The organism is Bacteroides eggerthii (genome assembly GCF_025146565.1).
In the GTDB taxonomy this organism is placed as follows: domain Bacteria; phylum Bacteroidota; class Bacteroidia; order Bacteroidales; family Bacteroidaceae; genus Bacteroides; species Bacteroides eggerthii.
Map to the genome: position 1 here is coordinate 736,168 of NZ_CP102258.1, position 13,219 is coordinate 749,386.

At 45.5% G+C, this 13,219-nt stretch carries 12 protein-coding genes; 4 read left to right on the forward strand and 8 right to left on the reverse strand.

Annotation, left to right across the window (positions count from 1 at the left end):
* Positions 1-42: 42 nt before the first annotated feature.
* From deoC to NQ546_RS03100, 8 genes are all read right to left on the reverse strand, one after another.
* Entirely contained in the window at positions 43-945 is a 903-nt protein-coding gene (gene deoC, locus NQ546_RS03065; RefSeq protein ID WP_004291873.1) for a deoxyribose-phosphate aldolase, read from the reverse strand.
* Complete coding sequence (locus NQ546_RS03070; protein WP_004291876.1) at positions 935-1,270, reverse strand: nucleotide pyrophosphohydrolase; 336 nt, start codon at positions 1,268-1,270, stop codon at positions 935-937. Before NQ546_RS03070 ends, deoC begins: the two co-directional genes overlap by 11 nt.
* On the reverse strand, positions 1,270-1,722 hold the full coding sequence (gene dtd, locus NQ546_RS03075) for a D-aminoacyl-tRNA deacylase (RefSeq protein WP_004291878.1): 453 nt from the start codon (positions 1,720-1,722) through the stop codon (positions 1,270-1,272). The genes NQ546_RS03070 and dtd overlap by 1 nt, the downstream gene beginning before the upstream one ends.
* 75 nt (positions 1,723-1,797) lie before the next feature.
* Positions 1,798-3,618 (reverse strand): excinuclease ABC subunit UvrC, encoded by a 1,821-nt coding sequence (gene uvrC, locus NQ546_RS03080; RefSeq protein ID WP_004291880.1) that lies wholly within the window; start codon positions 3,616-3,618, stop codon positions 1,798-1,800.
* 32 nt (positions 3,619-3,650) lie between these two features.
* Positions 3,651-4,175, reverse strand: a complete 525-nt coding sequence (locus NQ546_RS03085; protein WP_004291882.1) for an adenine phosphoribosyltransferase — start codon at positions 4,173-4,175, stop codon at positions 3,651-3,653.
* Positions 4,176-4,231: 56 nt separating this feature from the next.
* The gene (mnmG, locus tag NQ546_RS03090; RefSeq protein WP_004291883.1) at positions 4,232-6,106 is read right to left on the reverse strand and encodes a tRNA uridine-5-carboxymethylaminomethyl(34) synthesis enzyme MnmG; all 1,875 of its coding nucleotides are present in this window, start codon (positions 6,104-6,106) and stop codon (positions 4,232-4,234) included.
* Positions 6,107-6,752: 646 nt separating this feature from the next.
* The gene (gene ybeY / locus NQ546_RS03095) at positions 6,753-7,166 is read right to left on the reverse strand and encodes an rRNA maturation RNase YbeY (protein WP_004291885.1); all 414 of its coding nucleotides are present in this window, start codon (positions 7,164-7,166) and stop codon (positions 6,753-6,755) included.
* A gap of 31 nt (positions 7,167-7,197) precedes the next feature.
* Positions 7,198-8,430 (reverse strand): nucleoside recognition domain-containing protein, encoded by a 1,233-nt coding sequence (locus tag NQ546_RS03100; RefSeq protein ID WP_004291886.1) that lies wholly within the window; start codon positions 8,428-8,430, stop codon positions 7,198-7,200.
* 109 nt (positions 8,431-8,539) lie between these two features.
* On the opposite strand from NQ546_RS03100, the gene NQ546_RS03105 reads away from it, so the two are divergent.
* The 4 genes from NQ546_RS03105 (at position 8,540) to NQ546_RS03120 (ending at position 13,209) form a co-directional block, all read left to right on the forward strand.
* Entirely contained in the window at positions 8,540-9,244 is a 705-nt protein-coding gene (locus NQ546_RS03105) for a DNA alkylation repair protein (protein WP_004291887.1), read from the forward strand.
* A 41-nt stretch (positions 9,245-9,285) separates the two neighbouring features.
* Complete coding sequence (gene ruvB, locus NQ546_RS03110; protein ID WP_004291888.1) at positions 9,286-10,317, forward strand: Holliday junction branch migration DNA helicase RuvB; 1,032 nt, start codon at positions 9,286-9,288, stop codon at positions 10,315-10,317.
* 67 nt (positions 10,318-10,384) lie between these two features.
* A complete protein-coding gene (locus NQ546_RS03115) occupies positions 10,385-11,830 on the forward strand; it encodes a lipopolysaccharide biosynthesis protein (protein WP_004291889.1) in 1,446 nt (481 codons plus the stop codon).
* An 8-nt stretch (positions 11,831-11,838) separates the two neighbouring features.
* A complete protein-coding gene (locus NQ546_RS03120; protein ID WP_004291890.1) occupies positions 11,839-13,209 on the forward strand; it encodes a TIGR00341 family protein in 1,371 nt (456 codons plus the stop codon).
* The last annotated feature ends 10 nt before the right edge of the window (positions 13,210-13,219 follow it).

Sequence of the window (13,219 nt, forward strand, 5' to 3'; positions counted from 1 at the left end):
AGATCTTGTCAGGCTGTCTGCATTCTACACTAATACTTCTTGTTAAAAGAACTTCATTTCTTCGCCTTTGATTTCCGAGAGTAATAGATTTGCCAAACGGCTGGTTCCCAAACGGAATAATTCATTGTTCAGCCATTCCTCTCCAAGCACTTCTTTCACAATGGTATAGTAAATCAGTGCGTCATTTACACAGTTGATGCCGCCTGCCGGTTTGAAACCAATCTTATTGCCTGTCAACGCATGGTATTCCTTAATGGCCTGGCACATTACGTATGCTGCTTCCGGAGTAGCGGCAGGCTGTTGTTTTCCGGTAGAGGTCTTGATGAAATCAGCTCCGGCATACATGGATAGGATAGAGGCTTTCTTGATGTTTGCTGCCGTTTTCAAAGCTCCCGTCTCCAAGATTACTTTCAGGTGGTGCTCTTTGCAGGTAGCTTTCAGTTCTTGTATTTCATCGCACATGGTTTCATAGTCTCCGCTCAGGAACTTGCCTACAGAGATGACGATGTCTATTTCGTCAGCACCTTCCATAATGGCCATGGCGGTTTCGGCAATTTTTACTTCTATAAAAGTTTGGGAAGAAGGGAAACCTGCTGATACACAGGCAATTTTTACATCTTCTACTTCCAATGTATCTTTTACTACTTCTGCAAAATTGGGATATACACAGATAGCTGCCACGTTTTTCAGGTCGGGAAATTCTTCGTCAAACCGGTTTACTTTTTGAGTAAATTTCATGACGCTTTCATCGCTGTCTGTACTGTTGAGCGTGGTGAGGTCAATGCAATTGAACAGGAATTTCTTTACTTCCGGAGTGTTGTTTGCAGGCACTTTCTCCTCGATTATTTTGGCTACTTCTGCAGCCACTTCCGCATCGTTCAAATTGGTGTTGTACTTTGCCAAAGCAGCATCGTACTTGTTCTGGGTGGATTCATTATTCTCCATGATCAGATAATTTAGGGTTATTGATATGCCTTGTTTGGTCACGTTTGGTTTTCTTCTCTATGCTGCGTGCAAACGCTTCGGTGACATCGACTCCGGTTTGGTTTGCGATGCAGAGAAGTACCCAAAGGACATCTGCTATTTCTTCTTCGATATTATCTTTTTCTCCCTCCTTAAAGGATTGGTCGCCATACTTGCGCGCTATAACTCGTGCCAGTTCACCTACTTCTTCGGTCAGTACGGCCATATTGGTGAGCTCGCTGAAGTAACGCACTCCATATTGCTTAATCCAGGAGTCTACTTCTTTCTGTGCTTCTTTCAGTGTCATTATTCCTTGTTTTTTGTATCCATGCAAATGGTCACAGGACCGTCGTTCAATAATTCTACCTTCATGTCGGCTCCGAACTCGCCGGTTCCTATTTCCTTGCCTAACGCTAAACTCAATTCTTTGCAGAATTGTTCATATAGCGGGATAGATATTTCCGGTTTCGCTGCCCGGATATAGGAGGGGCGATTGCCTTTCTTGGTCGATGCGTGCAGCGTGAACTGGCTGATTACCAGTATGTCACCGCCGATGTCGAGTATGGATTTGTTCATTACGCCATTTTCATCGTCAAAGACGCGCAGGTTGACGATCTTTTTGCACAACCAATCAATATCTTCCTTTCCGTCTGTCTCCTCTATGCCAATCAATATCATAAGGCCCTTTTGAATGGCAGACTTGCAAATCCCGTTGATGGTAACAGATGCATGTCCGGTACGTTGTATGACTACTCTCATGCTTTGGTTCTAAAAATTAATTTTGCGAATTGCAAAGTTACGAATAAATTTGTGATTGTTATGTGTAAGATAGGGCTATTTGTTGGCAAAGTGTTCCTTTATGATTTTTGCTTTGGCTTCGCCAACCACCTTGATAATATCCTCTGTGGATGCTTCCTTGATGCGTTTTACGCTTTTGAACTCTTTTAGCAGGGTGTTTTTGGTTTTTTCTCCGATTCCTTTTATCTCGTCTAAGGCCGAGGCTACCTGTCGCTTGCTGCGCTTGTCGCGGTGGAAAGTTATGGCAAATCTGTGTACCTCGTCCTGTATCTGTGTCAGCAGACGGAAAAGGGGGGAATTTTGTTTGAGTCCGATTGTTTGAGGCGGGAATCCATACAGCAGTTCCGATGTACGGTGTTTCCCGTCTTTGGCAAGTCCGGCAATGGGGATGTCAAGGTTTAGTTCGTCTATAATCTCTTTTACGGCGCTCATTTGCCCTTTTCCGCCGTCGGTGATAAGAAGATCGGGGAGGGGGCTGTTCTCTTCGATAGCGCGCTGGTAACGCCGTTTCACGACCTCTTTCATGGATGCATAGTCATCGGGGCCTTCCACTGTTTTGATATTGTACTTCCGATAGTCCTTTTTGGACGGTTTACCTTTGATGAAAACGACGCATGCCGCAACAGGGTCCGACCCTTGGATGTTGGAATTATCAAAACATTCTATGCGCATAGGCAGCCGGTCGAGATGCAATTCCCCTTGGATTTCTTTCAAGAGACGCACAGTGCGCTGTTCCGGGTTCAGCTTTTCCGTCTGTTTCAGCCGGTCGGCTTTGTATTGTTTCACATTGAGGATGGAAAGTTCAAGCAGTTTTTTCTTATCACCGCGTTGTGGAATGGTGAAGACGACATCTTTGAGTTCCATATCCAGTTCGAAAGGCACGATGATTTCGCGGGAGAGGCTTTTGTAGCGTTCGCGCATTTCGATGATACCCAGCGAAAGGAGCTCTTCTTTGGTTTCGTTCAGCCGTTTTTTGTACTCAAAGGTGAAAGCTTGGTTGATAGCTCCGTTCGTGATATGCAGGTAATTGATGAATGCGGACTTTTCATCGGTATCTTCTTCAATGGAGAACACGTCGATATTATGCAATATGTTGCTCACGACTTCTGATTTGGAACGATAATTTTCTAACAGCAGGTACTTTTCTTTGATCTTTTGCGCTTCTTCAAACTTCATTTCGGCGGCAAGATCCTGCATTTGCCGATACAGCATCCGCCCTACCTCTTGGGTGTTGCCTTTGAGTATCTCTTTTATCTCGGCGATGTTGTTCAGATATTCTTCCTGACTTTGTTTGCCGACGCAAGGACCTGCACAGTTCTTGATGTGATATTCCAGGCATACGTTGAATTTCCCGGTCCGGATGTTTTCCGGAGAGAGGTTCAGGTTGCAAGTGCGTAGCGGATATAAATGCTTGATAAGGTCGAGCAGCGCATACATGGACGGTATGTGACTGTACGGACCATAGTACGAAGAGCCGTTGCGTATGACTCTTCGTGTCTTGAATACGCGTGGAAAGTATTCGTTCTGTACGCAGATGGACGGGTAGGTTTTATCGTCTTTCAGCAATACATTGTAGCGGGGCTTATACTTTTTAATGAGGTTGTTTTCCAGTAATAAGGCGTCTTCTTCCGTATTGACTACGATATACCGGATATCTGCAATCTTGCTTACCAGTACGCGTGTTTTTCCCGGTTCGTGCTCCCTGTTGAAGTAGGACGACACCCTGCGTTTCAGGTTTTTGGCTTTTCCTACATATATAATCGTTCCTTCGGTGTTCAGGTATTGGTAAACACCGGGGCTTTCGGGAAGGTTCAGAACGATACCTTTTAGATAATCACTTGTTTTTAGTTCTTCCATACTCTAAAGGTGCTGTCGCCCTACCGTTATTTTTATAGCGTCAGTACAGACTCTACATCCACATCTTTATCGAATACATCCTTTCCATGCAGCTCTTTCAGCTCGATAATGAAGTTTACATATATCTTTTGGGGATTCATCTTCTTTACCAATTTGCAGGCAGCTTCCATTGTTCCGCCTGTGGCCAGCAGGTCATCGTGTAGCAACACTACATCGTCCGGTTCAATGGCATCCTTGTGGATTTGCACCGTATCTTTTCCATATTCTTTATTGTAGCTTTCTTCAATGGTTTCTGCCGGCAGCTTTCCGGGTTTGCGTATGGGTACGAAGCCGGCTCCTAAGCGGGTGGCGAGAATTGGTCCCATAATGAATCCTCTGGATTCTATGCCTACAACTTTGGTTATTCCTTTGTCCTTGTACATTTCGTACAAGGTGTCTGAAAGTTCCTGCAATGCAACCGGATTTTTGAACAGGGTGGTTACATCATAAAATAAGATTCCGGGGATAGGGAAGTCGGGAATTTCCCGAATGCTCTTGGCAAGTGTTTCTTTGCTCATAATCAGTTTTTTTATTGCGTTTATTGAATTTTTTGTTTCACGTGGAACGTTGGCTCTTATCGGCCGCAAAGCACCAACAGTACATTAATGTCGCTTGGTGATACTCCCGGAATCCGGCTTGCTTGGGCTATTGTTTCCGGGTCGATTTTGACTAACTTCTGGCGGGCTTCGGTGGAAAGGGATTGAATGGAATTATAGTCAAACTTTCCCTTAATCTTTATGCTTTCCAGTCGTGCCAGTTTATCTGCTATGATTCGTTCGCGTCCGATGTATCCTTCATACTTGATAAGTATCTCTGCCGCTTCGATAATCTCATCTTTTCTTTCCGTAATTTTATCAAGTTCCCGATGGAAAGCGCCGACATGCTGTGCCATGTTCTCCAGGGTTATTTGCGGACGGTTTATCAAATCTATCAGCTTGCATCCCTGGCGAAGTGGAGTGGTGCCAAGTTGTTCCAGTACCGGATTGATTAATGCTGGTTTCATCGAATAATTCCGGGTGAAGTTTATGATGTTTGTAACGGCTTCGCGTTTGCTTCTTAGTAACTCGTAGCGGTCATTCTTTGCAAGTCCGAGTTTCCAGGCTCTTTCGGTAAGTCTCATATCGGCATCATCCATACGGAGGAGGATACGATATTCCGCACGTGAAGTAAACATACGGTAAGGCTCGTCAACGCCTTTGGTTACCAAGTCATCGATTAATACGCCGATGTATGCTTCATCGCGTGCAAGGGTGAAGGGTTCTCCGCCATGGCAGTTGATATGTGCATTGATACCGGCGATGATGCCCTGTCCGGCTGCTTCTTCGTAGCCGGTGGTTCCATTTACTTGTCCGGCAAAGAACAGGTTTTTGATTTTCTTCGTTTCCAACGTATGTTTGAGCTGGGTGGGATCGAAGAAGTCATATTCTATTGCATAACCGGGGCGGTAAATTACGAGATCCCGGAATGCAGGAATCTTTTTCAGTGCCTCAATCTGTATGTCCATTGGCAAGGAAGAAGAGAAGCCGTTCAGGTAGAGTTCCTGAGTGGTTTCACCTTCCGGTTCCAGGAAAAGCTGATGCTGCTCTTTGTCGGGGAAGGTCACAATTTTTGTCTCTATACTGGGACAGTAACGGGGACCTATGCTTTGAATTTGTCCGTTGAAAAGGGGAGAGTCCGGCAGACCCTCGCGCAGGATGCGGTGTGCTTCTTCATTGGTGAAGCAGGTCCAGCATGGCAGTTGCTTCAAATGGCGCACGCCGTTATCCATAAAGGAGAACTTGTGGAAATCGTTTTCTCCGTCCTGAACATCCATATCCTCATAGTGCACGCTGCGTCCGTCGATGCGTACCGGCGTTCCGGTTTTCATTCGTCCGTATGTGATGCCATGTCTGGCAATGGATTCGGTCAGTTGGTAGGATGCAGGTTCGGCCATTCGTCCGCCCGGAAGCATGGTGCGTCCCACGTGCATCAGTCCGTTCAGGAAAGTTCCGGCAGTCAGTACGATGCATTTGGCGCGGAAAGTTACTCCCCAAAGAGTAGTGAGTCCGGTCACTTCGCCGTTTTCAACAAGAATCTCTTGTACGGTATCCTGCCAAATATGCAGGTTGGGAGTGTTTTCCAGAATTTCACGCCATGCCCAGATGAATTTGTTACGATCGCATTGCGCACGCGGACTCCACATGGCAGGTCCTTTGGAGCGGTTTAATATACGAAACTGGATAGCGGTTTTGTCAGTTACCAATCCCATATATCCACCCAATGCGTCTATTTCACGTACAATTTGCCCTTTGGCAATACCGCCTACGGCAGGGTTGCAACTCATTTGGCCTATCTTATTCATGTCCATCGTGATAAGACAGGTCTTTGAACCCAGGTTTGCGGCAGCGGCAGCGGCTTCACAGCCGGCATGTCCGGCGCCGATTACAATAACATCATACTTAAACTCCATTCGTTCAATCTCTTTTTAAACCCTGCAAAGTTACTAAAAAGTTATTTTGTAGCCGCGATTTCTTTCTTTTCCTTGTGAATTCTTAGGAAATACTTCGTGTGGGACTGCCGGCGTCTCCGGTACATAGATATCCGGCTCCTTGGTTCCGGAGAATACCTTAGTAAGGTACGGCAAGTTTCCTGCTTTGGTACGACGTGTACCTCACTGAGAAATCTCTTGTACCTTAGTGAGGTACAAGCCGTACCAACCGTTGGTATTGACTTGGTACGCGTATCTTTTTATTTTTCATTGCTTTAACCGATTTTCTTCTTCAGGTTTATCAAATCAGCAACGTTCCTTCGGTTGGGAAGAGGCAATTGCACTTGTCCTTTCAGCGCAAATGAACTTAATGTCTCGGTATAAAAGGTATTTTAACAATATTGTGACAAGGGCTGTATGGAACGTTTGTTGTTGCTGTAAATAAGGATGTTACGATATGCTAGAGAGCATAATAGTAAACAAAAACAGTGACGACCAACATTTGGTCGTCACTGTCATAATGTTTCTCGTAACTTATTAAGTCGCTTATTTACAGATAGTTGAGCCTAAGGGTGATGAGTGATGACAAAAAACTCATCACTTTTATGCTTGTCTTGCGTTGCAATTTCTATCGCATGGCCAGTGCCTTGTTCTCGGCAGCTTCCATAATTTCCCGTTCTCCCGGACCTTTATCATTGATGCCGCAAAGGTGCAGGATGCCATGGATAATGACCCGGTGCAGTTCTCTTTCATAGTCGTTGCCGGCAAATTGTTCGGCATTGGTGCGTACCGTATCAAGGCTGATAAAGAGATCGCCGCTCAGGCGGTTGCCTTCGCAATAGTCAAAAGTGATGATGTCGGTATAATAATCATGCTGAAGATATTGCCGGTTTACTTCGAGAATTTTCTCGTCCGAGCAAAAAATATAGGCGATTTCACCGATTCTTTTTTCATAGGTGGCAGCAACGGCTTTAATCCATTCCGTTGTTTCCCGTTTCTTGATTGCAGGCATTTTGATGCCGTCCGCTTGATAACTTATCATATTGTTTACTATTTATTAGAATGGGCTTTTTTTAGAAAAAGAATATATAGCTGATGATGATAGCGGCGATAATGCCGGATAAATCTGCTATCAGACCACAGGTAACCGCGTTGCGGGTTTTCGTAATGCCTACACTGCCGAAGTAAACGGCAAGTATATAGAACGTTGTATCCGAAGCACCGCGTGCCACGCAACTCATGCGGCCGACGAAGGAGTCGGCGCCATATTGCTTCATTGTATCAATCATCAGGCCATTGGCGCCGCTGCCGCTCAATGATTTCATCAAAGCGGTGGGCAAAGCTCCTACAAAGCCGGTATCTACTCCGAACAAGCCTACGATGTAGCCGATGCCGTTTACTATTATATCCATTGCGCCTGAAGCGCGGAAAACGGCGATTCCAACGAGAAAAGCTACCAGGTAGGGGATGATGCGTATGGCTGTTGTAAACCCTTCCTTGGCACCTTCTATAAAAGCGTCGTACACATTAATCTTCTTCCACAATCCCCAAAGGATAAAAAGCAGGATGATGGAGAAAAGTATTATATTGGCAACCAGTGTGGAATAGACTCCCATGTCCTCGCGGCTTACTTGGGTGAACAGGTAGATAAGTCCGGAAAAGAACAGGCTGATGCAACCGATCAGAATGAGGATAGGTTTATTCAACAGGTTTATCCGTTGTGCAATGCTGACGGCAATCACACCGACAGTGGTGGAAATGGCAGTGGTAATCAGTGTCGGGATGAAGATGTCGGTGGGCTGCGCAGCACCCATTTGCGAACGGTACATCATGATGCTGACAGGTATCAATATCAATCCGGAAGTGTTCAGCACAAGGAACATAATCATCGGGTTGGTGGCTGTGTCTTTCTTCGGATTGAGTTCCTGAAGTTCTTTCATGGCTTTCAGCCCCATTGGGGTAGCGGCATTATCCAACCCCAGCATGTTGGCGGAGAGGTTCATGAAAATAGATCCCATGGCGGGGTGTCCTTTGGGTATCTCCGGAAAGAGGCGGCAAAACACCGGACTCAACCAGCGGGAGAGTGCGTTGATCATACCGCTGTTTTCACCGATCTTCATAATGCCGAGCCATAAGGACAGAATGCCGGTCAGCCCCAACGATATTTCGAATGCAGTTTTGGAGGAGTCGAATGTAGAGTTGACAAGTTCCGTAAATATCTCTACATTTCCCATGAACAGGAGTTTGAAGAGCGCCACAATGAAAGCTATTACAAAAAATGCTACCCAAATGTAATTTAAAATCATAAAATAATATGTTGATTTTCTGCAAAAGTAGGAATATCTTTCTATTTAGCGTGGAAAAAATTGCTATTTTTGGCAGGTAACATTACGAATAGCAAATATATAAGAGAATATGAGACAGTGGGCAAAGGAGATAGAACAGGAGATAAGCGAGTACATAGATCCGGTGAAAAGGGAGTATCTCCCTAATTTTTTCAAAACGGGAAAAGGGCAATATGGCGAAGGCGACAAGTTTCTGGGAGTGGTAGTGCCGAATACCCGTTTAGTGGCCAAGCGGCATAAAGATGCTCCTTTGGATGTTATGGCGGAACTTTTGCAAAGCCAATGGCATGAATGTCGTCTTTGTGCTCTGTTGATGCTGGTGGAGCGCTTCAAGAAAAGCGATGAAAAGGAGAGAAAACGCATTTATGATTTCTATCTTTCACAGACGTCGCGCATCAATAACTGGGACTTGGTGGACTTGTCTGCTCCGGGTATTGTGGGGGAATATTTGAAAGATAAGTCCCGCGAAGATCTTTATCGTTTGGCAGGCAGTGAACTGCTTTGGGACCAGCGTATTGCGGTTGTTTCCACTTATACTCTAATCAAAAACGGTGATTTCATTGATATTCTGGCGCTTTCCGAACGGCTGTTGCATCATCCGCACGATTTGATGAGAAAGGCAATAGGCTGGATGCTGCGCGAAATGGGGAAGAGGGACAAGGATTTGTTGGTGCAGTTTCTGGAGAAATATTGCAAGGTGATGCCGCGTACCATGCTGCGTTATGCCATTGAGAAATTTCCGGAAGAAGAAAGGAAGGAGTTTATGAAACGTTGAAAGATTTGCATTATCTTTGTCGCTGTATATACTGATTTTGAATGGAACAAGAAGATTTTAACATACGTGATCATCAACTGACCAGCAAGGAGCGTGACTTCGAGAACGCTCTCCGTCCTTTGAATTTCGAGGATTTCAGCGGACAGGATAAAGTGGTTGATAATTTGCGTATTTTCGTAAAGGCTGCCCGCCTCAGAGGCGAGGCCTTGGATCATGTATTGCTTCATGGTCCTCCCGGATTGGGAAAAACCACACTTTCCAACATTATAGCCAACGAACTGGGAGTAGGCTTCAAGATTACTTCCGGGCCGGTGCTCGACAAGCCGGGTGATCTGGCCGGTGTCCTTACCAGTCTGGAACCGAACGATGTGCTTTTCATTGACGAAATACATCGGTTGAGTCCTGTGGTGGAGGAGTACCTGTATTCGGCTATGGAGGATTACCGCATTGATATTATGATCGACAAAGGCCCGTCGGCACGAAGCATACAGATCGACCTGAATCCGTTTACTTTAGTGGGCGCTACCACCCGTAGCGGTTTGCTGACTGCTCCGTTGCGTGCCCGTTTTGGCATCAACCTTCATTTGGAATATTACGATGATGATGTGTTGAGTGGCATCATCCGTCGTTCGGCAAGTATTCTGGATGTTCCTTGTTCCACAAAGGCTGCTTCGGAGATTGCAGGACGCAGTCGGGGTACGCCGCGTATTGCCAATGCTTTGCTGCGCCGCGTGAGGGACTTTGCGCAGGTGAAAGGTTCGGGCAGCATCGATACGCAGATCGCTAATTTTGCGCTCGAAGCGCTGAATATTGACAAATACGGTCTGGATGAGATAGACAATAAGATACTTTGTACGATTATCGATAAGTTCAAGGGTGGTCCGGTAGGCCTGACAACCATTGCTACGGCTTTGGGAGAAGATGCAGGCACTATTGAAGAGGTATATGAACCGTTCTTGATAAAGGAAGGTTTCTTGAAGCGCACTCCTCGCGGTCGTGAAGTAACGGAGCTGGCTTACAAACATTTGGGACGAAGCCTCTACAATAGTCAGAGAACGTTGTTTAATGATTGACGTTTTCCGGTAAACGATCGGCATGGAGTATAATGGAGCATTGAAAAATTGCTAAACACTAAATAACGTGGCTGGATTAAAATCATTGGCAAAAGAAACTGCCATTTACGGGTTGAGCAGTATTGTGGGGCGTTTCCTCAACTATCTGTTAGTACCCGTATATACCATGGCCTTGTCTGCGCAGTCGGGAGGTTATGGCGTTGTGACTAATATCTATGCGTGGGTGGCGCTGTTGCTGGTGCTGTTGACGTGCGGCATGGAGACGGGCTTTTTCCGCTTTGCCAATAAAGGAGAGGACGACCCGATGCGGGTATATTCCACAACATTACTCAGCGTAGGCATCGGTGCGTTGACATTCCTTGCTCTGGGATTGTTGTTTCTTCAACCCGTTGCCGATTGGCTGGAGTATGGAGAACATCCCTGGTATGTGGGAATGATGATGATTGTAGTGGCGATGGATGCCATTCAAAGTATTCCTTTCGCTTATTTGCGCTATAAGAAACGTCCTATTAAGTTTGCGGCGCTCAAACTGTTGTTCATCTTCCTGAACATAGCCTTGAACCTGATTTATTACGTCTGGATGGAAGGCGATGACGTGGCGTATGCTTTCCTCTTCAACCTTGTATGCACCTCTACCATTATGCTTTGCATGATACCCGAATTGCGCGGCTTCACTTATGTGCTGGACAAGAAACTGTTGAAGCGGATGCTTGCTTATAGCTTGCCGTTGCTGGTGTTGGGCATTGCGGGTATTCTGAATCAGGTGGCGGACAAGATAATCTTTCCCTTTGTGTATCCTGACGAGGCGGAAGCCACCGTACAGCTTGGCATCTATGGAGCCGCCAGCAAGATTGCAATGGTAATGGCAATGCTGACACAGGCCTTCCGTTATGCTTACGAGCCTTTCGTGTTCGGTAAGAGTCGTGATAAGGACAATAAACAGGTGTATGCACAGGCCATGAAGTTCTTTATCATCTTCACGCTGGTTGCTTTTCTTGCGGTGATGTTCTATTTGGATATTCTCCGGTATATCATCGGTCGCGACTATTGGCCGGGGTTGCGTGTGGTTCCTATCGTAATGGCTGCGGAGATTTTTATGGGAATTTACTTTAATCTTTCTTTTTGGTATAAGCTGATTGATGAAACGCGATGGGGGGCTTATTTCTCATTGATAGGTTGCACAATTCTGGTGGCGATGAATGTCCTTTTGATTCCGAAGTACGGTTATATGGCTTGTGCATGGGCCGGATTTACGGGATATGGTGTAGCTATGCTGCTCTCTTATTTTGTCGGTCAGAAGAAATATCCTATCCGGTATGATTTGAAGTCAATCGGATGTTATGTGCTCCTGGCTGCCATACTCTATGTAATTGCGGAATATGTGCCGATTGGAAATATCTATCTTCGTATGGCTTTCCGCACGTTGCTATTATCCTTATTTGTAGCTTATATTATAAAGCGTGACTTACCGCTTGGCCAAATACCTGTTATCAATCGTTTTATTAGAAAATAGTTTATTTTATGGAACAGCCTGTCAATTCCAACAGAAACGCATTTGCAATCAAGAACTTTCTGAAAGAGTATCTGGATTTACGCAAAGATAAAGACAATGAGCTCGAAACTGTCGATTCCATTCGGAAGGGTGTTGAGTTTAAGGGAGCCAATTTGTGGATTCTGATATTTGCTATCTTTATGGCCTCACTCGGTTTGAATGTCAATTCCACCGCCGTAATTATCGGCGCGATGCTTATCTCTCCGTTGATGGGACCTATAATGGGTGTGGGGCTTTCGGTCGGTCTGAATGACTTTGAACTGATGAAACGTTCACTGAAAAGTTTCTTGATAACCACCTTGTTCAGTGTTACCACCGCCACCATATTCTTTTTGGTCAGTCCGGTTGCCGAGGGACAGTCGGAGTTGCTGGCACGTACCTCACCTACGATTTATGACGTATTCATCGCATTAATGGGTGGCCTTGCGGGAGTAACGGCGCTTTCCACCAAAGAAAAAGGGAATGTGATTCCGGGTGTCGCCATTGCTACGGCGTTGATGCCGCCGCTGTGTACAGCCGGTTACGGATTGGCAACGGGCAATCTGATTTATTTCCTCGGTGCATTCTATCTTTATTTCATCAACTCCGTCTTCATCAGTCTGGCTACTTTTATCGGTGTGCGTGTGATGCATTTCCAACGCAAAGAGTTTGTGGATAAGAATCGTGAGAAGAAAGTGCGGAAGTATATCGTACTGATAGCTATTGTCACGATGTGCCCGGCTGTATATCTTACGGTAGGGATTATTCAGGATACTTTCTTTGAAAGCGCAGCAAACCGTTTTGTAAACGAACAGCTTGCGTTTGAAAACACACAGGTATTGGATAAAAAAATCCATCATGAAGGCAAACAGCACGAAATACGCGTAGTCTTGATAGGGCAGGAAGTGCCGGAAGCCTCTATTGCCATAGCCCGCAGTAAAATGAAAGATTATAAACTGGATAATACCAAACTGGTTGTGCTTCAAGGGATGAACAACGAGTCGGTGGATATTTCCTCTATTCGGGCCATGGTTATGGAGGATTTCTATAAGAACAGTGAGCAGCGTCTGGTGGAGCAGAAACAACAAATCTCTTCATTGGAAAAGAACTTGGAACAGTATCGGAAATACGATGAATTGGGCAAAAAGATTATTCCTGAGTTGAAAGTGCTTTATCCTTCCGTTAAGTCGGTTTCCATTTCTCATGCACTCGAACTGACGGTTGACTCAGTACGGATAGATACCGTTACGCTTGCTGTCTTGAAGTTCGGCAAGCATCCGGACACCCATGAGAAAGAGAAGATTACCGAATGGCTGAAAGCGCGTACCGGTTCCAGTCGGTTAAGGTTGATTGCTGAATGATATTTGTTTC

What these genes read in the sequence shown, in the direction of transcription:
- deoC (WP_004291873.1), bottom strand. Translation starts at nt 945, where the DNA reads ATGGAGAATAATGAATCCACCCAGAACAAGTACGATGCTGCTTTGGCA.
- NQ546_RS03070 (WP_004291876.1), bottom strand. Translation starts at nt 1,270, where the DNA reads ATGACACTGAAAGAAGCACAGAAAGAAGTAGACTCCTGGATTAAGCAA.
- dtd (WP_004291878.1), bottom strand. Translation starts at nt 1,722, where the DNA reads ATGAGAGTAGTCATACAACGTACCGGACATGCATCTGTTACCATCAAC.
- uvrC (WP_004291880.1), bottom strand. Translation starts at nt 3,618, where the DNA reads ATGGAAGAACTAAAAACAAGTGATTATCTAAAAGGTATCGTTCTGAAC.
- NQ546_RS03085 (WP_004291882.1), bottom strand. Translation starts at nt 4,175, where the DNA reads ATGAGCAAAGAAACACTTGCCAAGAGCATTCGGGAAATTCCCGACTTC.
- mnmG (WP_004291883.1), bottom strand. Translation starts at nt 6,106, where the DNA reads ATGGAGTTTAAGTATGATGTTATTGTAATCGGCGCCGGACATGCCGGC.
- ybeY (WP_004291885.1), bottom strand. Translation starts at nt 7,166, where the DNA reads ATGATAAGTTATCAAGCGGACGGCATCAAAATGCCTGCAATCAAGAAA.
- NQ546_RS03100 (WP_004291886.1), bottom strand. Translation starts at nt 8,430, where the DNA reads ATGATTTTAAATTACATTTGGGTAGCATTTTTTGTAATAGCTTTCATT.
- NQ546_RS03105 (WP_004291887.1), top strand. Translation starts at nt 8,540, where the DNA reads ATGAGACAGTGGGCAAAGGAGATAGAACAGGAGATAAGCGAGTACATA.
- ruvB (WP_004291888.1), top strand. Translation starts at nt 9,286, where the DNA reads ATGGAACAAGAAGATTTTAACATACGTGATCATCAACTGACCAGCAAG.
- NQ546_RS03120 (WP_004291890.1), top strand. Translation starts at nt 11,839, where the DNA reads ATGGAACAGCCTGTCAATTCCAACAGAAACGCATTTGCAATCAAGAAC.